This is a genomic window from Shewanella decolorationis S12, from assembly GCF_000485795.1.
Classification (GTDB): domain Bacteria; phylum Pseudomonadota; class Gammaproteobacteria; order Enterobacterales; family Shewanellaceae; genus Shewanella; species Shewanella decolorationis.
In genome coordinates, this window is sequence record NZ_AXZL01000073.1 from 94,576 (window position 1) to 118,772 (window position 24,197).

Consider the following 24,197-nt stretch of genomic DNA (forward strand, 5'->3'; position numbering starts at 1 on the left):
TGGAAGCTGAGGGATTATTTACCCTTTGGAGTATTCGGCTTATTTTTGGCGTATTTACCTTCACGGGCTGGCGATTTACGCGCCCGAGCTTGGCTTTCGCTCGATTGACCAAATCCGGCGTTGCCGCCAAAGCCGCCCTTACCTCGCGCGCCGTTGCCTTTCGAGCCATGACCTTTAGTGCCATTGCCGCCCGCCCCTTTAGCCCCTGTATTGCGACTGCTCTTGTAATTCCACTTAGCGGTCTTAGTGGTTGCCGTAGGCGCCTCACGGTAACGCGCTGGCAGCGGTGTGCCTTCCTCGTAACCGGGCTGTACCGTCACTGGCAGGGTTTGGCCAATCAAGGTCTCAATCTCAGCTAGCATCTCATCGTCGGCTGGAGACACAAATGAAATCGCGCGACCCGAGAGCCCCGCACGGCCGGTGCGGCCAATACGGTGAACATAGTCTTCCGCAAGGAATGGCAATTCGAGGTTAATCACTAAGGGCAACGCTTGAATATCTAAGCCGCGCGCCGCCACATCGGTCGCCACCAGCACCCGCAGTTTGCCAGCTTTAAAATCATCGAGCACGCGATTACGCGCGCCTTGGGTTTTATCGCCGTGGAACACGCCCGCGCTGATCCCATCGAGGCTGAGTTCCTGCAATAGATGCTCGGCGCATTCCTTGGTGCTGGCAAACACCAGCACCTGACGCCAATTATTGCGCCCGACAAGCTCTGACAATAACTCGGCCTTGCGGCGCTTATCGACTCGATAAACGAGCTGCTCAACCGTGGATGCCGTGGTATTTTCGGCCACATTGACCCACTCGGGTTGATTGAGCATCTTATGGGAAAGTTGCTTGACCGCATCACTGTAGGTGGCTGAAAACAACATGGTTTGATGCTCTGTGGCGATTAGGCGTTTTACCTTTTCAATATCGCGCACAAAACCTAAATCGAGCATGCGGTCCGCTTCGTCGATCACTAAGGTAGTCACACTCGATAGATCTAAATGGAACTGGCCAATGATATCGAATAGTCGCCCTGGTGTTGCGACCAGAATATCCACGCCCTGCTCCACCCCTTTACGCTGGGGATTCATGTTAGCCCCGCCATAAACGGCTAAGGTTTTCAGGGGTAAAAACTGGCTATATTTCTGAATATTAGCGCAAACTTGAATCGCCAGTTCTCGGGTCGGCGTCATCACCAGCGCACGCAGCAGAGGCTTATCATTTGGCTGTTTTGACAGTTGCTCAAGCACGGGTAAGGCAAAGGATGCGGTTTTGCCTGTGCCCGTTTGGGCGCAGGCCATAATGTCTTTTCCTTCGAGCGCGAGGGGGATCACCTGCTGCTGCACTTGCGTGAGCTGCTGATAGCCACACTCAGCTATCGCATTCAAAATAGGGGAAGATAAGCCGAGTGTGTCAAATTTCATAAAAGCTCTTTTTGTTAGTGCGAAGTGTTAATGCAAAACCGCTGAGTGCAGCTTGGTTGAATAAAGTGCGGCGTTGTCTGCAGCTTTATCAACCGCTACACGAATCAACTGCTATTCGAATCAGCTGCCATATGGCCCTTTACGGGGTCGCGGAGTCTAGCAAAGTTTACGACGCATTTATAGGCAAAAAATGCCTATCAGCGCAGGGCAATGGTTACACAGCTATCAACTAAGCCTCTTTAACCAAATACTTGCTCGCAAACTCAGTAGCGTTCACTGGCCTTGAAAATAAGTAACCTTGACCATAATCGCAGCCTGCATTGAGCAACACTTGGCGCTGCGCCTCGGTTTCGACCCCTTCGGCGATCACTTTCATCCCGAGTTTATGGGCCATTACGATAATGGCTTCGCACAGGGTTTGATCGTTTTCATCCGTATCAATATTGCGGGTAAAGGATTGGTCGATTTTTAAGTAATCGATATCGAACTTCTTCAAATACGCTAAGGACGAATAACCGGTACCAAAGTCGTCTAGGGAAACTTGAACGCCCGCATCCCGATAGGCCAAGAGTTTTTCAGTCACGCCCATACTGGCATCGAGGAGTAACCCTTCGGTGATCTCGACGCACACCCCTGTACCAGTGACATCCAATTCCTGTAGTAACTCCAACCAATTGTGTAACAGCGTACCCTCATCGCGGAACTGGATCGGTGATTTGTTGACGCTAATTTGGATCTCAACCCCAAGGTTTTTTCGCCATAGGGCACTTTGGCGCGCCGCCTGTTCGAATACCCAATTGCCAATCTCGACAATCAGCCCAGTATCTTCAGCCACAGGAATAAATTCCGCAGGAGAAACCTGCCCCCGTTCAGGATGGAACCAACGCAGCAACGCTTCCGCCTTTAGCACTTCGCCCGTTTCCATAGTGACAATAGGTTGATAGTGCAGTTCAAACTCTTTATTCACCACCGCTTGACGCAAATCATGAATTAAGCGCATCCGATACTTGGCGTATTCCTGCATCGAAGGGGTGAAATAGTTGAAACGATTACGACCCTGATCTTTCGCCGCATACATAGCCTGATCCGCATGTTTGAGCAGACCTTCGATGCTGGTCGCATCATCAGGATAAAGCGTGATGCCGATACTGGCGCTGATATAGGCGGTTTCCTCCCCCAACACATAGGGCTCGGCTATGCGTCTTAAAATATGTTCGGCAACCCGCTCTATCCCTTTATGGTCAGCCATCGAACTGAGCACCACAGTAAACTCATCGCCACCGAGACGCGCCACCACATCGGCATCCCGCACACAGGATTTTAAGCGACTGGCGGTTTCTATCAGCAGGAGATCCCCCATAGCATGGCCTAGGGTATCGTTCACTTCTTTAAAGTAATCCAAATCGAGGAACATCAGAGCAAAGTGATTTCGATTACGGTCGGCATTTTTGATTTCGGCGGCTAAATATTCGAGCAACATGCGCCGATTCGGCAAGCCCGTGAGCGTGTCGTAGTTGGCCTGTTTCCAGATCAAATGCTCGCTCTGTTTTTTATCTGTGATATCAGAAAACAATGCCACACGGCGATAGGGCTGACCTTCTTTGTCGTTAATTGTGTTGATAGTTAGCCAAATCACGTATTCTTCATTGTTTTTACGCCGTTGGCGCATTTCTCCTTGCCACTCGCCTTTTTCACGAATGTCATTATTCATATGAGTATAAAAATCATGCCCATTCAGGTCGCAATACAGCATACGAATATGCTGCCCACGAATTTCAGACTCACTGTAGCCAGTAATTGCAGTAAACGCGGCGTTTACTGTGATAATCACGCCATTTTCATCGAGCACACTCATGGCTTCAGAACTATTGTTATAGACCAATGCTGAGAGTTTTAAAGACTCCTCAATCAACTTCGCTTCAGTGATATCGGTATAAGTACCGCACATTCTCAAGGCGTTGTTATTGGCATCGCGGCTCACCACTTTACCCGTATCTAAAATCCAGCGGATATCACGATTAAGAGTTTTTAAGCGATATTCCATCCTATGTTGCGGCGTTTCCCCACGAATATGGGCCTCGATGGAGTGCAGCACCTTGGGCCTGTCCTCGGCGATAATCGAGTCCATCCATTGGCGGCTATTGGCATTGAGCATATCGATATCGCAACCTAAGATATCTGCGCTGCGAGTATTACGCTCGATATGATCATTACGAATATCCCAGTCCCATACGCCAAGATCACTACTGCTCAGAACCAACTCAAGTTGCTCACGACTGGCGAGTACCTCCATGTCAGCTAATGTTTGCGCCGTGACATCCAAAAAGCCAGCAATAACCAGCAAGACTTGATGGTTTGCGCGCTTACATGCCACTGTCATATGGGTGTAAACCAGTGAACCATCCTTCGCAATAAAGCGTTTATCTAATTCATAATTATCGATTTTCCCTTCAAGCATTAGCTCAAATTTCAATACATCAGCTTCGATATCATCGGGGTGAGTGAGCTGCTTCCAAGTCATATGCAGCAACTCATCCTCTGAGTATTTAAGCATCTGGCATAATCTTGGATTCACCTTGATCCACTTTTGATCGACGCCAGTAATGGCAATCCCAATATTGCCGACGTTAAATTGGCTGCGAAATAAAAAATCATCCTGCAAACGGATTTGCTCGTCCCGCTCTAGCTCAAAACGGCGAGATAGCAAGCGACTCAACAGCCAAGTGGCCAGAGGATAAATCAGTAAAATGGGTAGAGTAATTTTTGCGAGAACGGGTATAGCAAATTGACTCGGCAGCAGGAAAAACCACGACAACATGACAAGATGCACTAAGAAGGCAAAACCTATTACTTCAGTGCCCGAAATATTCGCAAGGTGAGCTTTTCGATAATGCCGCCATATCACACCGATAAGACCGGAACTGATAATGACGCCAACACCAACCCACATGGCAACACCGCCAATACTGAGTCGGTACAAGGATGTGATAACAACGGCAATCGCCGTCGGTAAACCACCAAAAAACAGGCCAGAAACACATAACAGCACAGAGCGGGTATCGAAGATAATACCGGGTTCAAACATCCATGGGGTACTCATAATCGCGACACCTATGCCACCTATGAGTAACCCGATCCCCAGCCGCCACAGCAAAAAATACTGCCGCTGATGCTTTTTAGGAATTGCATCGTACAAAAACACTAAGGCGAGCAATAACGCCGCATTTTGTACTAAGGGTAAAAAAATGCTTTTATCCATGGATGTGGAAGCAACTCCAAAAATGAGGAAATGGTTTATCTTACGAAAACTCTCCCCCAGAAGTGTAGCAGAATTGCTTACAAATCATGATCTAATTACATGGGCTAATTCACAAAATGTTGTAAAGTTGTTTCTGGTAATCAAGGGCGATGCTATGCCAATCGAAGCGCCGCGCTTTCGCCTTACGTTTTAGTTGCGTCCAATCCCGACGGTTAAATTTCTCGAGTGCTTCGGTCAGCGTTGCCAGCATAGCCTCGCCCTGGCTTTTGATATCTTCGCCATAGAACACAAAACCATCGACATTGTCCTCGACCGTATCCCGCAATCCGCCCACACCATGGACAAGGCAAGGCTGACCGCTACGCATGGCAAGCATTTGGCTAATACCACAGGGTTCGAAGGAGCTTGGCATCAGGAACAAATCACCCACTTGATAAAGACACTGCGAGAGTTCCTCATTGTATCCCTGTAGAAACACAAAATGAGCATACTTAGCCGCAAGGGTTTGAAAAAACTGCCCTATCTCGGGGTCACCGCTGCCAAGCAACACAAATAGAGCCTTGGGCTGCGTCTGCTGCAACTGTTGCAGTAACGTCTCTAATACCGATAAGCCTGAAGGTAAAATATGGCGAAGGATCAACACTTTTTGATCGGTCAGCCGACCGACCGAAGTCAACAGAAAGTCCGGGAACTCCCCCGCAGAGGCTTGGCGCCACAGAGCTTGCAGCCGAGTAAAGGCAATCATATCAACACAACTCACCTGAGTTCGCCCACCCTGCCACTGCACTAAGGCCGACTCTATGCAATTCAGTAGCGCCCTAAACTCAGTTAATCCCATACGTTCGAGGGAAGTTTGAGCTAAAGCCTCTGGGTATTCGCAACCGTTTAAAATCCCCAGTACTCGACCTTGATCGGCTTTGTGTTGTAAATCCGCCTCCAACCCTTCTCCACCAAAAAAGCCCAACTCTGGGCGAGAGGGAAGCAATACCTCCTTGGCGTAGGTGGGTGAGACGAGATGCACTCTATCCGCCAGTGCAATCCCCATCCGCATCGGATTAATGCAATGGGGATAACGGGGATCGATAATCTGGGCGCGTTGTCCCTCATCCAACTGGGCGAATAAATGAGGAAACCAAGCCGCAAAGCTTGAGGTATCATGGCTCAGCGGCCTTATCCCCTGCAGCGCAAGGTTATGAATCGAAAACACACATGCTATGCTTTGCAACGCTTGATACTCAGGCGCCAGCGCCCGCAGCATGGCTAAACAACCCGTGTGCCAGTCGTGCAGATGTAAAAGCTCTGGCATAGGCACAAGCCCTGCCACTAAGGCTTTAGCAACACTTGCACACAAAAGCGCAAACTTAGTCGCATCATCGGCAAAGGGGCGATCACTCGATCCTTGGCTATAAATCTGCCCGGGGCTCGATTGCCACAGCCCATGCTCGAGCAAGTAAATATTGGCACCTTCCACCTTTGGGTGCGCCAGCCAATACAACTTAATCGGCTCCTGTCGCCCAGCAAAACTCAGCTCAAACTCATGGATAAGTTTGGCGTCAAAGCCCGTTAAAAATCCGTAGCTGGGCATAATGACATCAGCTTGGATACCAACACCCGCGAGCGCTTGGGGCAAGTCACGGATCACATCCGCCATACCGCCCACTTTCGCCCCTTTCAGCGCCCCATTTTCCGCCGCAACCATTAATATGCGTTTCACCTAACTTCATACTCCAACAGGGTTAATATTCAAGCAGATTATCAACTTGGCCTTACTCATAGCCCACCGGCAGCCCTAACATATCGCGGGTGACTAAGGTGATGCCTTTTTCAGACACCCTAAAGCCTTTTGCCCTGTCATGGTCGTGGTTATAACCAATCACTGTACCTTCGGGGATGATGCAGCCCCTGTCGATGATGGCGTTTTTAATCTTACAGTGCCGCAGCACCACCACATCGGGCAACACGACTGAATCCTCAACCACGGAGTAGGAACAAACCCGCACCTCGTTAAACAGCACGCTGCGGCGCACTGTCGCGCCCGAGATAATACAGCCGCCGGAAATAATCGAATCCACCGCCATGCCGCGTCTATCGTCATCGTCGAACACAAACTTGGCGGGGGGCAATTGCTCCTGATAGGTCCAAATCGGCCATTTTGCATCGTAGAGATTTAAGGCAGGCGTGGGCGATAACAATTCCATATTGGCCTGCCAGAAGGAATCTAAGGTACCCACATCGCGCCAATAGGCTTGCTCGTTGGGGAAAGCACTCTTAAAGGGGTAGGCAAACACTTTATGTTTTTCGATGATCGAGGGAATAATATCTTTACCAAAATCCCGATCGGAATTGGCATTTTGCGCGTCTTTCTTCAACTGATCGAACAAAAACTCTGTGTTAAACACATAGTTGCCCATCGAGGCAAGGCACTTCTCGGGATTGCCTGGGGAGTGTTTAGGGTGTTTAGGTTTCTCTTCAAATCCTAGGATGCGCATATCGTCATCGACTTCCATCACCCCAAATGCACCCGCCGCCTCGGCCACAGGCACCTCGAGGCAGGAGACTGTCATATCGGCGCCGGACTCAGCATGGGCGGCCAATAAGCCAGCGTAATCCATGCGATACACATGGTCACCCGAGAGCACCATCACATACTTGGGCAGCTCATGGCGGATGATGTCGATATTTTGAAATACCGCATCGGCCGTGCCTTGATACCAATTCTCAGAGTAACGTTGTGAGGCTGGCAGAATTTCCACCGACTCACCTAATTCCTTTTTAAAGTGACCCCAACCGCGCATTACATGGCGAATTAACGAGTGCGACTTATATTGGGTCACCACCCCAACGCGGCGGATCCCCGAGTTGATGCAATTAGACAGCGGAAAATCGATGATCCTAAACTTACCACCGAAATACAGCGCGGGTTTGGCGCGCCAGTCGGTGAGTTCATGTAAACGCGAGCCTCGGCCACCAGCCAGAATCAATGCATAGGTTTCACGAGTTAAATTACTGATATAACGTACATTAGACATAGGCTCTACTCCCCAAATAGCACATCAGTGCCGATTGCTTCACAACCACTCTTCCCTGCCGCCCTAAGGCCGCAGCATTGCATTCCACTGCGCATTCCTTTGCTCATTAATCTCTCCGTTACAGTTTCCAAATATCATCTCGATAGCCAGCAATCGTCACATCACTGGAGAAGCGACCGCTGGCCGCCGTGTTGCGAATACTCATTTGCGTCCACTTTTTAGGATTTTTATAGGCCTTAGCCACAGCCTCTTGGGCGAGGCGATAACTGTCGAAATCCGCCGCCGTCATCCACTGATCGTCCGCGCTTTCAATCGAGGCGATAATAGAATCGAAAATCCCCGGTTCGAGCAGGTTAAAATGGCCGCTCTTGAGTAAAGCCATAACTTCGGATAAGGCCTGGGACTCGGCGATAATCCGTTGCGGTTGGTAATCACAGCGCATTTGCGACACTTGCTCGGCGTTAAGGCCAAAGAGGAAAAAGTTATCCTCGCCCACCTCTTCGAGCATCTCGATATTGGCGCCATCTAAGGTGCCTATGGTGAGTGCGCCGTTCATCATGAACTTCATATTGCCCGTGCCAGAGGCCTCCTTACCCGCGGTGGAGATTTGTTCGGAGACATCGGTTCCGGGGCAGATTTTTTCCATAGCACTGACGTTGTAATTGGGCAGAAACGCAAAACGCAGATACGGCGCCACCACAGGATCACAGTTAACCATATGGGCAACATTGCTCGCGAGTTTGATGATAAGTTTCGCCATAAAGTAACCGGGCGCCGCCTTGCCACCAATCAGCACACAGCGTGGCACCAGATGCTCTGTATGCCCCTGCTGGATTTGATGGTAAAGGTGAATCACATGCAGAATATTAAGTAGCTGACGCTTGTACTCGTGGATCCGTTTAACCTGCACATCAAACAGCATTGAAGGGTCAAACTCGACGCCACATTCCTTAGCGATCATCTTGGCCAGCACCGCCTTGTTGGCTTGCTTCACCTCACGCCACTTTTGGATAAAGCTGGCGTCTTGGGTTAAGGCATTGAGCGCCGTCAGTTGGCTTAAGTCCGTCACCCAACCTTTGCCTAAATGGTTAGTTAACAGTTTGGCGAGTGAAGGATTGCAGTGGGCTAACCAACGTCTTGGGGTCACACCATTGGTGCGATTGTTAAATTTCTCCGGCCACAGGCTATAAAAATCCTTAAACAGGCCCGACTTTAATAACTGGGTATGCAGCGCCGCCACACCGTTTACCGAAAAGCTCGCCACTATGGCTAAGTAGGCCATGCGCACGTGGGGATCGGGGCCATCTTGAATAATCGACATGCTGGCCAGTTTAGCGCCATCCCCCGGCCAGTGGTGGGCAACTAAATCGAGGTATCTGGCGTTGATTTCATAGATGATTTCTAAAATTCGCGGCAACATCAGCGCCATCATACGCACGGGCCAGCGCTCTAACGCCTCGGGCAACAATGTGTGATTGGTATAGGCCATAGTGTGGCTGGTGATCGCCCACGCGGCGTCCCATTCGAGGCCATATTCATCCACCAGCAGCCGCATTAACTCGGGAACCGCAATACTTGGGTGGGTGTCATTCAATTGCATCACATTTTTTTCAGCAAAATGAGTGAAATCATTGCCATGGTGATGCACCCAACGTTTTAAAATTGCTTGTAAGCTAGCGGAAGACAAAAAATATTGCTGACGCAGCCGCAACTCTTTACCGTTTTCGCTGGCATCGTTGGGGTACAACACCATAGTGATCTGCTCGGCGAGATTTTTGCGCGCCACCGCCTCGGTGTAATCCCCTTGGTTAAATTCTGCTAAGTCAAAATCATCGGTGGCTTCAGCCTTCCAAAGTCTTAAGCTATTCACGCGACCATTGCGATAACCGGGAACAGGCATATCGTAGGCCACGGCGAGCACATCTTGGGTATCAACCCAAATCATGTGCCTGCGCCCTTGTTTATCGACATAGGATTCGGTGTGACCAAAGAACTTTACCGTCACATTATGGTGCGGTACACGTACCTCCCATGGATTTCCCTCACGTAACCAGCGATCAGGGCGCTCAACCTGATAACCATCAACTATCTTTTGGGCGAACATGCCGTATTCATAACGAATGCCATACCCAGTAACGGATAAGTCCATGCTGGCGCAACTATCGAGAAAACAAGCTGCAAGCCGACCAAGGCCACCATTGCCTAAGCCAGCGTCATGTTCGGCCTCTTCTATCTCCTCGAGGGAAACAGAATAATGGCTTAATGCCTCGCGGCTATCTTGCTCTAACTCTAAGTTTAACAAGGCATTGCCTAGTGTTCTGCCCATTAAAAATTCGAGTGATAAATAGGCCACTTGTTTGTTGTCATAGCGGCTATCTTTGATGCGCGTCTCACGCCAATCATCCAGCATTTGCTCTTTTACGCTCAGAGCCAGCGCTTGAAATAATTCACCACGCGCCCCTTCACCGCGGCTTAATCCATAGCGAACATGGCGAGTAAAAGAAGCGGGCAAGGCATCACAGGGCTCGCAGGGTTCGTGAGCGGTTTTGCTCTTACTTTCACCCGTCTTCGTTGAACGTTTTTTGGGAGTAACGCCGCTGGTATTTGGGCTCAGCTCACTGTTATGACTCATAGTTAATTCCTTATAAAATCAGCATGAAACAGCATAAGACTGCGATCCTGTAGCAAATATCGCGTCGGTGAGGACTGAGCATCCAGCGGCTCAGTGTGAGTTAAAAATTGTGGATCAGTTTGGGTATGCAGCAGGCATTGCCACGGCCCTAAACCGTCAAAAACCGGCAGGGTAAAGGCCAAGGGGTGCTCATCGGCATTAACCATCAACAGCAGCGCTTGAAGGCTGTCACCCTGAGTCTGCGGCTGAGTGGCAGTTAAATTGCCCGATAACACCACACTAAGACTGCGCCCCATGGACTCGCTCCACAGGCTTTTGCTCATAGGTTCACCTTGACGGCTAAACCAATCCAGCCTTGCCCCCGATGGGGTTGAGACAGGGGTTGATGCTTGAGGTGAAGATGCCTCAGGCGACCAATTGAAGGCATTGGCCACTAGCTGCTCATGGATAAAACATTTGGCGCACAGCAGCGGGAAGCGTTTACGCAAGGCAATCAGCTGTGAGGTGAAACTCAGTAATGAGCTATCCATACCGTCCGCTGACCAATCGAACCAATTCAATGGGTTATCTTGGCAATAGGCGTTATTATTCCCGCCTTGAGTGCGGCCCGTCTCATCGCCGCTGAGTAACATAGGTACCCCTTGGGAGAGGAATAATGTAGTCAATAGATTGCGTTGCTGGCGGGCGCGCAGAGCAAGAATGGTCGCGTCGTCAGTGTCGCCTTCTACTCCGTAGTTATGGCTGAAGTTCTCGTGGTGACCGTCGCGATTTTCTTCACCGTTGGCCCAATTATGCCGCTCGCAATAACTCACTAAATCTTTGAGGGTAAAACCATCGTGACTGGTTAAAAAATTGATACTGGCGGCGGGAGGCCTACCGCTGTGCTCAAAGAAATCCCCTGAGCCATGAAAACGCCGCGCAAACTCGGGCAACATGCCATGATCGCCGCGCCAAAAACGCCGCATAGTGTCACGGTATCTGTCATTCCACTCGCTAAAGGCTACCGGGAAATTACCCAGCTGGTACCCACCCGGGCCAATATCCCAAGGCTCAGCAATCAGCTTCACTCTGCACAACACGGGGTCTTGTAGCAGCGCATCAAAAAAACCGCTACCAGGGTCGAATCCATAGGCTTCACGGCCAAGGCAAGCGGCTAAATCGAAGCGAAAACCATCGACCCCCATCACTTCAACCCAGTAACGCAGCGAATCTAACACCAACTGCAACATGCGCGGGTGATTGAGATTTAAGGTATTGCCGCAGCCGGTATCGTTGATATAAAAGCGTTTATCATTTGGATGCAGGCGGTAATAGCTCAGATTGTCGATACCGCGAAAGCTAAAGGTCGGCCCGAGGCGACTACCCTCAGCGCTGTGGTTATAGACCACATCGAGAATGACTTCGATACCCGCGCCATGCAGTGCATCCACCATGTTACGAAACTCAGCGATATCCTCACTCGAGAGATAACTCGGCTCAGGCGCAAAAAAGCCAATGCTGTTATACCCCCAATAGTTAGATAGCTGTTTTTCAAGTAAAAAAGGCTCGGAGAAAAATGCCTGAACAGGCAGTAACTCGACGCAATTTACGCCGAGATTAACTAAGTAATCTATCGCGGCTTGGGAGGAGAGACCTGCAAAGGTGCCACGCAGCGGCGCATCTATCTCAGGGTGCAGTGCGGTAAACCCCTTTATGTGCATCTCATAGATAATGCACTGCTCAAGCGGAAGTGGCTCACGCTTACTCAAGAGAGGCCGAATAGCATGCGCCTTAGCCGCATCCAAAAGAGGGCGAGTATCGACCACTTTGCATTTGGGGACAAAGTCCGCGTTATCTAAGGTACTGAAAGATAAGTCCTCGTTGGGGTTATCAATCTCATAACCAAAGTTGGCGATATGGTGGTGATAGCGTCCCACGAGCTGGCGAGCGTAAGGGTCTAATAGCAACTTATGCGGATTAAATCTGTGGCCTAATTGCGGCTCGTAGGGACCATAAACACGGTAGCCATAAAGCTGGCCGGCACTCAGTCCATGCACATACAAATGCCAGATCTGCTGGGTCTGCTCCGTCAAGGCGATGCGCTGAATTTCCACCTCGCCTCGGGCATTAAACAGACATAACTCCACCCCAGTGGCATGGGCCGAAAACAGGGCGAAATTCACCCCGCCATCATCGACCGTCGCCCCCAAGGGAAAGGGCTGCCCCGCACTTAGGTTATACGCGGTTGAGCCATCAGCATTTACAGGCACGGGATTCGTCATAGGCTGGTATCTCTTGGCGCATCCGTCGCGGGCCCGAGAATTAAGCAACCCAGAGGCGGCACAGTGATCAACGCGCTCGATGCCATGCCCTGCCAAGGTAAATCTTCGGCAACCACCTTGCCCGCATTCCCCTGATTGCTGCCACCATAGAGATGGCTGTCGCTATTGAGGTACTCACAAAAATCCCCGCCTTGGGGCAAGCCGATACGAAATCCTTGGTGCAGAGTGGGCGTCATGTTCACCACAAACACCAAGGGCACATCACTGCCCTCGCCATAGCGAACAAAGCTAAAAATACTGTCACGACCATTGTCACAGTCGAGCCAGCGAAAACCCTGCGACTCATAGTCGAGCACAGATAAAGCGGGGAATTGTCGATAAAGCCGATTCAGATCCCGAAGCCAGCGCTGCACGCCTTGGTGGGGCTCAAAAGCAAGCAAATGCCAATCGAGACTATGGTTATGGTTCCATTCGTCACGCTGGGCGAACTCGCTGCCCATAAACAGTAGTTTTTTGCCCGGATGCCCCCACATAAAGCCGTAATAGGCCCTGAGGGTGGCGAATTTTTGCCAATCATCACCGGGGATTTTATGCAGCAAAGAGCCCTTGCCGTGCACTACTTCATCGTGGCTTATCGACAACATAAATTGCTCAGAATAGGCATACATCAGGCTAAAGGTCAGCTGGTTATGGTGATACTGGCGATAAATGGGATCGCGACCCAAGTAGCTTAGGCTGTCGTTCATCCAGCCCATATTCCACTTAAAACCAAACCCCAGTCCGCCGCTATCTGTCGGCTTAGTCACCCCCGCAAAGGCGGTTGACTCTTCGGCTATCATGCAAATGCCAGGGAAGGCTTGATACAAACGTTGATTCAACATTTGCAGAAAATGAATTGCCTCTAAATTCTCCCGTCCGCCATAGGCATTGGGCAGCCATTGCCCGGGTTCGCGGCTGTAGTCGAGGTACAACATGGATGACACCGCATCGAGTCTTAGCCCATCTAAGTGAAATTCCCGCAACCAATAGCAGGCATTGCTGAGCAGAAAACTGCGCACCTCACCGCGGTCGTAGTTATAGATCAGCGTATCCCAATCGGGGTGTGTGCCTTTGCGCGGATCCTCATGCTCATAGAGGCAAGTGCCATCGAAACGCACAAGGCCGTGGGGATCCTTAGGGAAATGCGCCGCGACCCAATCGAGTAACACGCCAATGTCGGCCTGATGGCAGGCATCGATAAAGGCCTTTAAGCCATTAGCATCACCAAAACGATGGGTCGGCGCATACAGGCCAACGGGTTGATACCCCCAAGAGCCGTCGAAGGGGTACTCGCTGACTGGCATCAACTCGATATGGGTAAAACCTTGCTCCTTCACATAGGGGATCAACTGCTCAATTAAGTCTTGATAATCAAAATATTGTTCACCAAACTCGCCTTTTCGGCGCCAAGAGCCTAACTGCACTTCGTAGATAGACATAGCGGCGCGATGCCAAGCCGTGGTCGCGCGTTTGTGCATCCATTGTGAATCTGCCCACGGGTGTTGGTGTTTTTTCGGCACTATGGAGGCATTGTGCGGCGCACATTCCATTTGGGTCGCCATCGGGTCAGATTTGGCGTGGCGCTCGCCATTTTGATAAACCAAATCAAACTTATAGTGCGCGCCTTCGGCAACAGCAGGCAGGAAAATCTCCCACAAGCCGTTGGCCAGATGTTGGCGCATCACATGGCGAGTATCGTCCCAGTGGTTAAAATCCCCCACCACAGAGACTCGTTTAGCATTGGGGGCCCATACGCAAAAATGCACGCCTTCAACGCTATCAACTTGGCGCCAGTTGGCACCGAGAAAGCGATAGGCCTGTTCGCTACTCCCCTCGCCAAAAAGGTATAAATCTTCACTATTGAGGAGCGAGCCAAACTGATATGGATCGATAATATCCAGCTCACAGAGGGGATAAGTCACCCGTAGCGCATACAAAAAGGGCTTAACCCGTCTGCCAAGCGTACCCGCAAATAGCCCCGCCTCATTGACGCGCTCAAGGCTCGCCACCTTGCGGCCATCCTTAAGACTTATCACATCAACCTTTTGGGCATTGCGTAAAAAACAGCGCACCACCAAGGCCTTGCCCTCGTTGATACTGTGCATACCAAGCAGGGAAAACACATCCGTATATTGACCGTTTAACAGCGCGACATCGCTACCGTCATAGAAGTAAGTCTGGGCTTGAGTCATCATTTGGCTTCCATTTTTAGTCAAAGGGTATCTGTATGCGCAGCCGTTTCTGGCAAATGTCTTGCCGCAGCAATGCGTTGCAAACGCTTAGCCAGCGTAGGCCTACCAGCTGCTTCACTTAGGCTGATGGGCAATCGCCGCTGCCAATTGGGGTACTCGAGCCAAGTGCCGGGGATATTCACCGCATGGCGGTCCCCTAGCAGATCGCACCATTGCACGCTGTAAAGTGCGCTGTTGCCCGAGGCGCCAAAGGGCATCCACGCCGTTAATAAATCTTCAATATCAATCTGTTGAATATCTGTCTCCGGCAATAAGCCTCGGGAGATTAAGCACTGCGCGAGCTGATGTTTTTCTTGCTCACGTCCGGCGAGCGCTTCTCCCAATTCATCATCTGTCTTGAGTAGTTCGAGTTGTCGCCTCAGGTGCAAATCGCTGCCCGTCCACCAAGCCACTAAGGTCGGTACATCGTGGTTTGCCAGCATCATCAAACTCTGGAACTTATAATGGCTTGGTGGCTTAAAGCCCTGATGGTCTTTGCAGAAGTAGAACAACTCGTTGGAATAGATCCCCGCCTGATACAGGCGATGAATAATATCGGGCGGCACTAGGCCTAAATCCTCACCAATCACCACACAGCGAGCACGTTGACTCTCAAGGCAGAGAATCGCCAACAGGGTTTCGACCGGGTAATACACATAGGCGCCATGGCCGAGGCGCTTATCTAGTGGCCACCACCAGAGTCGCAGCAGTCCCATCACATGGTCGATTCGCAGCGCACCGCAGTGGGTCATGTTGGCGCGAGTCAGCTCAATAAAATGACGATATTGATGCTGCTTTAGTTTGACGGGATCGAGGGGCGTGAGACCCCAGTTTTGTCCCTGCGGCGCGAAGGGATCTGGCGGTGCGCCTATGCTGGCGTTTAAGCAAAACTGCTGCGAATTGGCTTGGACCTCAACGCCCTGCAACGCTGCGCCCACGGCTAAATCGCGGATAAGCCCTATACCCATCCCCGCTTCTTTGGCTTTGAGTTGGCACAATTGCAGTTGATCTTCAGCCACAAACTGCAGGTATAAATAAAAGCCTTCATCCTGTGCGATGGCCCTTGGACTGCGTAGCGATTCAGCTTGGGCAAATTCCCTGAGCGGCGCGCCCTGCTCTGCTACAAAATCCTCAAACCGCTGCGCTCTGGGTGTGTTGGGCTGTAAATGGTGTTCGCAAAAGACTGTGTATAAACGTGCAAATGCGCGGTACTTAAGTTCACTCACCTTGGGATAATCGAGCCAGTTCTCCGCATTGAGTAGGGAGATGGCTTCTTGCCATTCCTTCGCCGCAAACTCCGTCTTTAATGACTCAAATTCAGGCACGCTAGGTAAATGAATATACAGCGGATTAAGCCTTCGACGATCGCAGGGACTATAGGGACTCGGATGTTCCGGCGCGGCAATATCTAAGGCATGTAATGGATTGAGTTGAATAAAATCGGCGCCATACTCGGCCACTAAACCAATAAGTTGCTCTAAATCGCCAAAGTCGCCGATACCCCATTGGCTTTCGCTGCGCAGGCTATACAGCTGAAGACTCACGCCCCAAGGTTTATGGCGCTTTCCTTGAGCCACAGCACTCATCACCCCTTGATAGGCGGTTCTCGGCGCCACCATAAAAGTGCCATGGAACTCAGTCGCCTTGCTTGCAGAAGATATACTTGCTGCTGACGTTCCTGCACTTGATACGCCTTGCTGATCATCCGCCAGCCCAAGCAAACTGACGCTCAGGGTGTGGTACCCAAGCCCCAGGCAAGATAAATCACTTAAGTTGTCTTTATTGTCAGATGTATTTGGCGCGGTGCTAACATTTTCCCATGAACGGCGAGTCTCTGAATCGATATATGGCTCACTGGTATCGTCCACATCACGGCAATAAAACTCATGGCCTAAGAGGTCAAGACGGTATTGCAGGAACTGACACTCATTGGCAAAGGGGCTAGTGCCAAATTTCGCCAACTCCTGCGCCTGAATACGGTAATCCCCGATCGGTTTTAGCGCCGAAAACGGTACCTCGAGGATAACCCTGTCCCCTTTTTCACAGGTAAAGGTGAGCAGCAGATCGCCACGGTAAGATTGAGGTAAATACAGGCAGACCCAAGGTTCGTCGACATAGCACCAATGAAACGCCGGCAACACTTGTGTCCAATGGTGAGCATCGAGTTGATACACTTGAGCGTCAAGCTCGTCACCATTGAGTAAACTCGTTAATGGTTCATCCTTTGCCTCGCAGGCCTGAGTGTTTTTCTCCTGCAACATACAGGTCAAAATCCCTTGCCTGTCAGCCTCGGGAATGCGGATGTACTTGCCGAAGCAGTCAGTAAAGTCTGCTCCCACGCCCCGCAAATACAGCAACTTATCCAGCCCCATATTTGTCGCCCCCGCGACTGCTCATCCATAGCCTTAGATAGGCAGTAACCATGCCAGCGCAAAATAACAGCATGAAGACAGATTTGTGTCAGCCAGATGACAACAAAGAAAACTTATAAATCAGCATCTTGAATCTAATATACCTCTTCATTACCCCAGCCATTGCCCTTGGGGTAATCTTATCAACGCACTAGTTTGAAGCAGATAGTGGTTAAAAAAGGTGCAACGCGCTTAAATGGCGCAAGCAAAACAGTGTGTAATCTTCGAGGACAGGTTCTAGAAGCTGCGCTGAAGTTGACTCCGCCACTCAAGCAGCAACGCCAGCATCAGCCATTAGCTGCAACACTTTGTATCAATTACATTTTTAATGTTGAAATCCCCTTCATCGCTCTGTCACTATGCGCGCACAAAACAAAAACAACACTTAATCGCAACATTTACCTATGCCCACTTACATTATCCAAGCAGGCAGAGGCGTGGCGAACGACGCAAAAATAAGGAAATTGATATGAATAGATTTACGGGACTTTTACTCGCCAGCAGTTTGAGCATAGCCCTCACTGCCTGCGGCGGTGGCGAAGATGAGCTCACTCCCAATATCCCCAAACCTGACCCGACCCCACCGAGCTTAAGCGCCGATGTCTGTTATTTAATGAGTACTACAAAGGGGGATTTAACCTTAGCCATCGACCTCACCCATATGCCGATCACGGGCAAGAACTTTAAACAATATGTCGATAAGTCATTCTATAACGGCACCTTATTCCACAGAACCATCAATAACTTTGTGATCCAAGGTGGCGGTTTCACCACGGGATTACAGAGCAAACCAACCAGTGCGCCAATTAAAAACGAGGCCGCCGTCGGCATCAGCAACAAACGTGGCACAATCGCAATGGCGCGTACCACAGTGCCAGACTCAGCGACATCACAGTTCTTTATCAATGTGTTAGATAATCCGCAGCTTGATGCTTCGACGAGCAACTATGGTTATGCTGTTTTTGGTAAAGTTGTCGAAGGGATGGATGTGGTGGATCAAATAAGCATTGTGCCAACCAAAACCAGCAACGGTTTTAGCGACACACCAGTGAATGAAATTTTGATTAATAGTGTGACGGAAACTAACTGCCCCGCCGCCTAACCAAAACAACAAAGCACTGTATAGACAGTGCTTTTGTATTATTTAAGACCGAAAGGGGATTATTCGTCCCCTTGAATTTTACCCACCAACAGCATAGGTGCTGCATCAATTTTATCGGCATCCATCATGGCCGCAATTCGCTCCACCGATGAGAGTAGCTGACTCTGCTCCCACTCTTCAAGATTTTGATATTGCTTAATAAAGTGTTCCTGAAGCGGTTTAGGCGATTCCTGCAATAATGCGTGACCCGCCTCACTTAAATACAGATGGACTTTACGCTTATCGGACTCGCTGCGTTTGCGGATCACTAATCCCCGCCCTTCAAGCCTATCAATAATTGTCGTCACAGTAGCGGGACTAAGAGTGATTTCTTCGGCCACCTGCTTAGCTAAGGGAGCGTCGAGTTGGGCAATTTTCTGCATCACCATCAACTGCGGCCCCGTCAAGCCGGAATGTTTATTGAGTTGCCGCGAATGAATGTCGATAGCGCGGATCACGCGGCGCAGTGAAATCAGCAGTTGTTCATATTTTTCCATCGTACTTCGCTTACTCCTCATCACCTCAACGGCCGCACCTTACCAGAAACGCAGCCACAACTCACCTTGGTGGGTAGTTTATCGTGTAACAATCTGAGTTTAACTAAACAAGTGAAAGCTGAAAAAACTCTTAAAAAACATAGCGTATGCAAACCTTAATCTCTGTCATAAAAGTTCATTATTTAGTTACCCAGTTCCAACTTTAGTGGGAATTTACCCTCAGTAATCTATCTAAGCCGATCTAGATCACAACTTGACGACCCCTTAATTGGTAGTTTGGTCACCAGAAAGAAACAAATTTAATCTACAACCAAATAGGTGAACTTATGGCTGCAAAATTTTTTATTCCTTCAGTCAACGTACTAGGTAAAGGCGCCGTCGATGACGCTATCGGTGATATTAAAACCTTAGGCTTTAAACGCGCGTTAATCGTGACGGATAAACCTTTAGTTAATATTGGTCTAGTCGGTGAAGTGGCGGAAAAACTCGGCCAAAACGGCATTACTTCAACCGTGTTTGATGGCGTACAACCTAACCCAACTGTCGGTAACGTTGAAGCGGGTCTTGCACTATTAAAAGCCAATCAATGTGATTTCGTGATTTCATTAGGTGGTGGTTCACCACACGATTGCGCAAAAGGTATCGCCCTCGTCGCAACTAACGGTGGTAGCATCAAAGACTACGAAGGCTTAGATAAATCCACTAAGCCACAACTGCCATTAGTGGCCATTAACACCACCGCTGGTACTGCCAGCGAGATGACCCGTTTTTGTATCATCACTGACGAAGCTCGCCATATCAAAATGGCAATTGTCGATAAACACACCACGCCAATACTGTCAGTGAATGACCCTGAGCTGATGCTGAAAAAACCAGCGAGCCTCACGGCTGCAACAGGCATGGACGCGCTGACCCATGCGGTTGAAGCCTATGTGTCTATCGCAGCGAACCCAATTACCGATGCCTGCGCTATTAAGGCCATTGAACTTATTCAAGGCAACTTAGTGAATGCGGTAAAACAAGGCCAAGATATCGAAGCCCGTGAGCAAATGGCCTATGCGCAATTCTTAGCGGGAATGGCCTTTAACAACGCCAGCTTAGGTTATGTGCACGCCATGGCACACCAATTAGGCGGTTTCTACGACCTGCCCCATGGTGTATGTAACGCCCTGTTATTACCCCATGTGCAAGAATACAACGCCAAAGTGGTACCAGATCGCTTAAAAGATATCGCCAAGGCGATGGGTGTCGATGTAGCCAATATGACCGATGAGCAAGGTGCTGCGGCGGCAATCGCCGCGATTAAAGCCCTATCTGTTGCGGTACACATTCCAGAAAACCTAACCTTACTCGGGGTTAAAGCGGAAGATATTCCAACTCTGGCCGAGAACGCCTTAAAGGATGCCTGTGGTTTCACTAACCCTAAGCAGGCAACCCATGAAGAGATCTGCCAGATCTTCACTAACGCGTTATAAGCCAATACGCGTTATAGACCATACGCATTAACGCCGTCTGTCGCGCGCCCATTGACAGGATGTTGTTCGGCTAGCGCAAGCTAACGACATAGAATCGGCCCAAACAAGGGATCTTGTTTGGGCCTTTCTTTTAGGCGGACTCAGCCAATTTAGCACTACGCCATAATGTAAAAACCACCGTAGCGCCTTAATCTTCGGCAGTTGGGATCCCATAGATCGAAAAATAGCTCCAATAGCGTAAAAACGTGATCTTAGTGGGTTACATGCTGTTACAAATCAGCTAGACTGGCTCCAGTTCGCTTTTTCCCTGCAAAAGATGAAGCCAGCTGAGAGGCCCGTTCTAACGAATGGGCCTCTGTCCATTTATCCCCATCCCGATGCACTTCCTACATAATTTGCTAATGTTTAATGGCTTATCGTGCCATTCAAATCTGCTCACTTATTTGCTGCTTTATTGCGCAGTAATTAAGCAAAAACGAATTTGAGTGCAAAACTGAGAGCTAGCACATAGTTATTCGTTAAAAACTCATGCTAAATAACACTTGAAGGAAATGAATTAACTGGCTCATTTTTATACAAAAATACTTGTAAAAACGGTGATTTAACACGAGCGATATCAGCGCAATTAATGATTGACCGAATTCAAAAACGATGCCTATGATGGCAGCAACATCCTCAACAGGTAGGTACGCTATGACAGCAATTACTCATGTATATAACTACACAGTTAGATGTCCGCATTACAAAGATCCCGAACATCCAGTGAGTTGGTTAAACCACATCGAATTAAACCAATCCAGTGAAATTGCCTTAAACCGTATCACCAAATGGCACGAACTCTCAGGCAGTAAATCCTTTGAAACCAGTAAGTTTGTAGTCCGCAAAGCCGACAATGAAGAAGCCTACTTTTCGATGCAAAGCGATAGGCTTAAAAATGATGGTCACGCGCTCGTCACCTTTAAAATCTTCCTCGATACCTGTTGCGATGATGCCGCTCCTGAAGAAATTATGCAGCATCTCATTCAGGACTATCAGCAACGTCTGGCGAAGCTCGAATAACACTATTCGGCTATCTAGACAAATCAATACTCGGCGACGATTTAGGCCAAATGAGTTTCCATTTATTATGCAAAATCAGTGTTAGGTAAACACTCATATCAGTACCTCAACACATCATAGGGCTACAGGGACATTTCAACTCATCTTCCTTGTGGCCCTTGCTCTTTAAGAGCCCAAACAAAAACAATATCGAATTTTCACCTTATCTTTTCGTCTAGCACTTTACGGCGCGCTAGCGACCTTCCATGCCTAGCCAGAAACAACTGAATCGCAATCTCGGCAGATAAACCCACTTGATGAAATAGCCACCGACAACAAGTGAGCTAGCGCACAGTTATCAAATAACTGTCATGAAGTGCGTCACACTTTGCGCGCTACAAGATGTCATAACCTGCTCAAGCAATAAAAATAAAAACAATAAAATCAATTACATAAAATAAAAACCTAGCTTATCTACGTCATTTTGTCTCATTGCTTGAGACGCGAGGCCAAGGTTACTATTTTGTTTCAAAACCTTTTCCGCAGCACAATCTAATCATTCAACATACAGGAATAATCGGCATGGCTATAGCAAATATTGTTATCGTAGGAGGTGGTGCTGGCGGGATGGAAATTGCAACTAAGCTAGGCCATAAACTGGGGCGTAAGGGCAAAGCAAGAGTGACCTTAATCGATTGCGCAGAAAGCCATATTTGGAAGCCATTACTCCATGAGGTTGCGACTGGCGCACTCGATGTCGGTATCGACGCTTTAAGCTATCGAAGCCATGCAGCCGCCCATGGTTACCATTTTCAGCAGGGCGCAATGACGGATATCGATAGACAAAACAAGCAAGTAGTGCTGTCAGCGATTTGTGATGATAAAGGTGATGTACTACTCCCATCTCGTCATATTGATTATGACTATTTAGTGGTCGCCATTGGCAGCATCGCTAATGACTTTAGCATTCCAGGCATACGTGAGCATTGCCAATTTCTTGATAATACAGAGCAAGCAATGGCAATCCGTAAAATTTTGCTGAATAAGTTTCTCCGTTATGCCAGCCATAGCCTGCTGGCCGATAAAATTAAAATTGCTGTTGTAGGTGCGGGGGCCACTGGGGTCGAAATGTCTGCGGAAATGCACCATGCCGTGGATCAGTTGCGCGGGTTTGGCTATAACATCGATTCACGTCTTTTGGAGGTCACCCTCATTGAAGCTGATAAACGAATTTTACCTAAAGTAGAAAAGCGTGAAATTTCAGACTCAGTAACCAAAGAATTAGCCGCGCTCGGCGTTAAGGTTATGACTGAAACACGCATTAATCAGGTGGATGAAACGGGGCTGACCACAACTGATGGGCAAATGATCCCCGCCGATTTAGTGATCTGGTCTACAGGGGTAAAGGCACCGGATTTTCTGAAAGAAATAGGCGGACTTGAAACCAACCATATCAACCAGTTGGTGGTAAAACAAAATATGCAAACCAGCCGCGATCCGCATATTTTTGCAATTGGTGACTGTGCTGCTTGCCCACAACCCAACGGTACTTTTGTTCCACCAAGGGGGCAATCGGCACGACAAATGGCACTCATGACGGCCGACAATATTATGCTACTGCTTGCAGGACAAGACGCACATCATCAGTATGTTTATAAAGATCTTGGGTCGCTTGTTAATCTGTCGAAATTTCATACCGTGGGCAACTTGCTGTCATTTATCGGAGGTGGTGTGATGGTAGAAGGCAAAATCGCTCGCTTTGTTTACACTTCTCTCTATCGGCGACATTTAATTGAACTGCACGGAGTGGTAAAAGGCAGCCTTTTAATGTTTGCAAAAGGTATCAGTCGCATTATTCATCCCCATCTCAAATTGCATTAGCAAGATTATTAAGGCGTTTTGCGTAACTATTTGGTATCTTGCGAGGCACCCGTTAGTTTTAGGATAAACACAATGACAAAAGCGACGCTGTTGATACTGCCTCTACTGCTTGCCACCACGGCATGTGCTGATTTAAAAGATGCGGGTCGCGCTATCGGTACCACCACTAAGGACGTGACAAAAGAGATTGGTCACGCCACCCGCGACACCACCAAAGCCATTGGTCATGCTTCACGGGATGCGGTGAAATCGGTCAAAGAAGATCTCACTAAAGACTCAGAGTGACGCCCATGCGTCACTCTGTTTTATTAAGCTTAAGGTCTTATCAAGCTCAAGGCATTATGCCGCATTAGCACGAATACCATGAGGGACTGGTAACCCTTGTGCATTTACGTTTACAAACACCATCTTATCGATACTGACCACAGGCGCTTGCGTCATCTTATTACGCACTTGGCAACTGACCGTAATGGAACTGTGCCCAAGGCTGACAAGTTCCAAGCCAAACTCCAACACATCCCCTTGGCGCGCCGGCGTCATAAAATTGATCTCAGAAATCAGCTTAGTCACATGGCTGCTGCTCTTCATCTGGCATGCTGCAAAGATGGCCGCCTCCTCGTCAATCCAACTCAATAACTGGCCGCCAAAGAGGGTATTTGCAGGATTTAAATGCTCAGGTTTGACTAAACGACGACTGTAATATTTCATGACGGTGACCTCACTGTGAATGCCAAGTTTTACAGCCAATTCACAGCATTATTTAGGCCAAGATAAATAGCCATTGAATAACAATGAGATAGCATTAACTCTTTGTAAAACGGTTAAAAACTTGCACCAACTCGAGTCAGAGTTGCACCAGAATAATCAATTAGATAAAAAAAATAGCGA

The 24,197-nt window shown here is 49.0% G+C and carries 16 protein-coding genes; 6 read left to right on the forward strand and 10 right to left on the reverse strand.

What is annotated here, in order from left to right:
- Nucleotides 1–14: 14 nt before the first annotated feature.
- From SHD_RS16280 to malQ, 8 genes are all read right to left on the reverse strand, one after another.
- Nucleotides 15–1,415 (reverse strand): DEAD/DEAH box helicase, encoded by a 1,401-nt coding sequence (locus tag SHD_RS16280; protein ID WP_023268129.1) that lies wholly within the window; start codon nt 1,413–1,415, stop codon nt 15–17.
- A gap of 229 nt (nt 1,416–1,644) precedes the next feature.
- A complete protein-coding gene (locus SHD_RS16285; protein ID WP_023268130.1) occupies nt 1,645–4,674 on the reverse strand; it encodes an EAL domain-containing protein in 3,030 nt (1,009 codons plus the stop codon).
- A gap of 109 nt (nt 4,675–4,783) precedes the next feature.
- Nucleotides 4,784–6,373, reverse strand: a complete 1,590-nt coding sequence (locus SHD_RS16290; protein WP_023268131.1) for a glycogen synthase — start codon at nt 6,371–6,373, stop codon at nt 4,784–4,786.
- Between the two features lie 67 nt (nt 6,374–6,440).
- Nucleotides 6,441–7,703, reverse strand: a complete 1,263-nt coding sequence (gene glgC / locus SHD_RS16295) for a glucose-1-phosphate adenylyltransferase (RefSeq protein WP_023268132.1) — start codon at nt 7,701–7,703, stop codon at nt 6,441–6,443.
- Between the two features lie 118 nt (nt 7,704–7,821).
- The gene (locus tag SHD_RS16300; protein WP_023268133.1) at nt 7,822–10,335 is read right to left on the reverse strand and encodes a glycogen/starch/alpha-glucan phosphorylase; all 2,514 of its coding nucleotides are present in this window, start codon (nt 10,333–10,335) and stop codon (nt 7,822–7,824) included.
- A gap of 2 nt (nt 10,336–10,337) precedes the next feature.
- Nucleotides 10,338–12,596, reverse strand: a complete 2,259-nt coding sequence (gene glgX / locus SHD_RS16305) for a glycogen debranching protein GlgX (RefSeq protein WP_023268134.1) — start codon at nt 12,594–12,596, stop codon at nt 10,338–10,340.
- On the reverse strand, nt 12,593–14,830 hold the full coding sequence (gene glgB, locus SHD_RS16310) for a 1,4-alpha-glucan branching protein GlgB (RefSeq protein ID WP_023268135.1): 2,238 nt from the start codon (nt 14,828–14,830) through the stop codon (nt 12,593–12,595). Before glgB ends, glgX begins: the two co-directional genes overlap by 4 nt.
- A gap of 17 nt (nt 14,831–14,847) precedes the next feature.
- Nucleotides 14,848–17,238, reverse strand: coding sequence for a 4-alpha-glucanotransferase (gene malQ, locus SHD_RS16315; RefSeq protein ID WP_023268136.1), 2,391 nt, complete (start codon nt 17,236–17,238; stop codon nt 14,848–14,850).
- A gap of 195 nt (nt 17,239–17,433) precedes the next feature.
- Between malQ and SHD_RS22125 the strand changes: the two genes are divergently transcribed.
- Both SHD_RS22125 and SHD_RS16320 read left to right on the forward strand, forming a co-directional pair.
- A complete protein-coding gene (locus SHD_RS22125; protein ID WP_200862649.1) occupies nt 17,434–17,736 on the forward strand; it encodes a hypothetical protein in 303 nt (100 codons plus the stop codon).
- A gap of 10 nt (nt 17,737–17,746) precedes the next feature.
- Nucleotides 17,747–18,379 carry a peptidylprolyl isomerase gene (locus SHD_RS16320; protein ID WP_039978561.1) on the forward strand — a complete coding sequence of 211 codons (633 nt, stop codon included), beginning with the start codon at nt 17,747–17,749 and terminating at the stop codon, nt 18,377–18,379.
- A gap of 59 nt (nt 18,380–18,438) precedes the next feature.
- Here SHD_RS16320 and SHD_RS16325 read toward each other — a convergent pair whose 3' ends face one another.
- Nucleotides 18,439–18,915, reverse strand: coding sequence for a MarR family winged helix-turn-helix transcriptional regulator (locus SHD_RS16325; RefSeq protein WP_023268138.1), 477 nt, complete (start codon nt 18,913–18,915; stop codon nt 18,439–18,441).
- A 326-nt stretch (nt 18,916–19,241) separates the two neighbouring features.
- On the opposite strand from SHD_RS16325, the gene yiaY reads away from it, so the two are divergent.
- The 4 genes from yiaY (at nt 19,242) to SHD_RS16345 (ending at nt 23,594) form a co-directional block, all read left to right on the forward strand.
- Nucleotides 19,242–20,390, forward strand: a complete 1,149-nt coding sequence (gene yiaY / locus SHD_RS16330; protein ID WP_023268139.1) for an L-threonine dehydrogenase — start codon at nt 19,242–19,244, stop codon at nt 20,388–20,390.
- 693 nt (nt 20,391–21,083) lie between these two features.
- Nucleotides 21,084–21,449, forward strand: a complete 366-nt coding sequence (locus SHD_RS16335; RefSeq protein ID WP_023268140.1) for a hypothetical protein — start codon at nt 21,084–21,086, stop codon at nt 21,447–21,449.
- Nucleotides 21,450–22,010: 561 nt separating this feature from the next.
- Nucleotides 22,011–23,309 carry an NAD(P)/FAD-dependent oxidoreductase gene (locus SHD_RS16340; protein WP_039978562.1) on the forward strand — a complete coding sequence of 433 codons (1,299 nt, stop codon included), beginning with the start codon at nt 22,011–22,013 and terminating at the stop codon, nt 23,307–23,309.
- A gap of 72 nt (nt 23,310–23,381) precedes the next feature.
- Nucleotides 23,382–23,594, forward strand: coding sequence for a hypothetical protein (locus tag SHD_RS16345; protein ID WP_023268142.1), 213 nt, complete (start codon nt 23,382–23,384; stop codon nt 23,592–23,594).
- 54 nt (nt 23,595–23,648) lie between these two features.
- Here SHD_RS16345 and SHD_RS16350 read toward each other — a convergent pair whose 3' ends face one another.
- Nucleotides 23,649–24,017 carry an acyl-CoA thioesterase gene (locus SHD_RS16350; protein ID WP_011623516.1) on the reverse strand — a complete coding sequence of 123 codons (369 nt, stop codon included), beginning with the start codon at nt 24,015–24,017 and terminating at the stop codon, nt 23,649–23,651.
- Nucleotides 24,018–24,197 lie beyond the last annotated feature (180 nt).

What these genes read in the sequence shown, in the direction of transcription:
- SHD_RS16280 (WP_023268129.1), bottom strand. Translation starts at nt 1,415, where the DNA reads ATGAAATTTGACACACTCGGCTTATCTTCCCCTATTTTGAATGCGATA.
- SHD_RS16285 (WP_023268130.1), bottom strand. Translation starts at nt 4,674, where the DNA reads ATGGATAAAAGCATTTTTTTACCCTTAGTACAAAATGCGGCGTTATTG.
- SHD_RS16290 (WP_023268131.1), bottom strand. Translation starts at nt 6,373, where the DNA reads ATGGTTGCGGCGGAAAATGGGGCGCTGAAAGGGGCGAAAGTGGGCGGT.
- glgC (WP_023268132.1), bottom strand. Translation starts at nt 7,703, where the DNA reads ATGTCTAATGTACGTTATATCAGTAATTTAACTCGTGAAACCTATGCA.
- SHD_RS16300 (WP_023268133.1), bottom strand. Translation starts at nt 10,335, where the DNA reads ATGAGTCATAACAGTGAGCTGAGCCCAAATACCAGCGGCGTTACTCCC.
- glgX (WP_023268134.1), bottom strand. Translation starts at nt 12,596, where the DNA reads ATGACGAATCCCGTGCCTGTAAATGCTGATGGCTCAACCGCGTATAAC.
- glgB (WP_023268135.1), bottom strand. Translation starts at nt 14,830, where the DNA reads ATGATGACTCAAGCCCAGACTTACTTCTATGACGGTAGCGATGTCGCG.
- malQ (WP_023268136.1), bottom strand. Translation starts at nt 17,238, where the DNA reads ATGGGGCTGGATAAGTTGCTGTATTTGCGGGGCGTGGGAGCAGACTTT.
- SHD_RS16320 (WP_039978561.1), top strand. Translation starts at nt 17,747, where the DNA reads ATGAATAGATTTACGGGACTTTTACTCGCCAGCAGTTTGAGCATAGCC.
- SHD_RS16325 (WP_023268138.1), bottom strand. Translation starts at nt 18,915, where the DNA reads ATGGAAAAATATGAACAACTGCTGATTTCACTGCGCCGCGTGATCCGC.
- yiaY (WP_023268139.1), top strand. Translation starts at nt 19,242, where the DNA reads ATGGCTGCAAAATTTTTTATTCCTTCAGTCAACGTACTAGGTAAAGGC.
- SHD_RS16335 (WP_023268140.1), top strand. Translation starts at nt 21,084, where the DNA reads ATGACAGCAATTACTCATGTATATAACTACACAGTTAGATGTCCGCAT.
- SHD_RS16340 (WP_039978562.1), top strand. Translation starts at nt 22,011, where the DNA reads ATGGCTATAGCAAATATTGTTATCGTAGGAGGTGGTGCTGGCGGGATG.
- SHD_RS16345 (WP_023268142.1), top strand. Translation starts at nt 23,382, where the DNA reads ATGACAAAAGCGACGCTGTTGATACTGCCTCTACTGCTTGCCACCACG.
- SHD_RS16350 (WP_011623516.1), bottom strand. Translation starts at nt 24,017, where the DNA reads ATGAAATATTACAGTCGTCGTTTAGTCAAACCTGAGCATTTAAATCCT.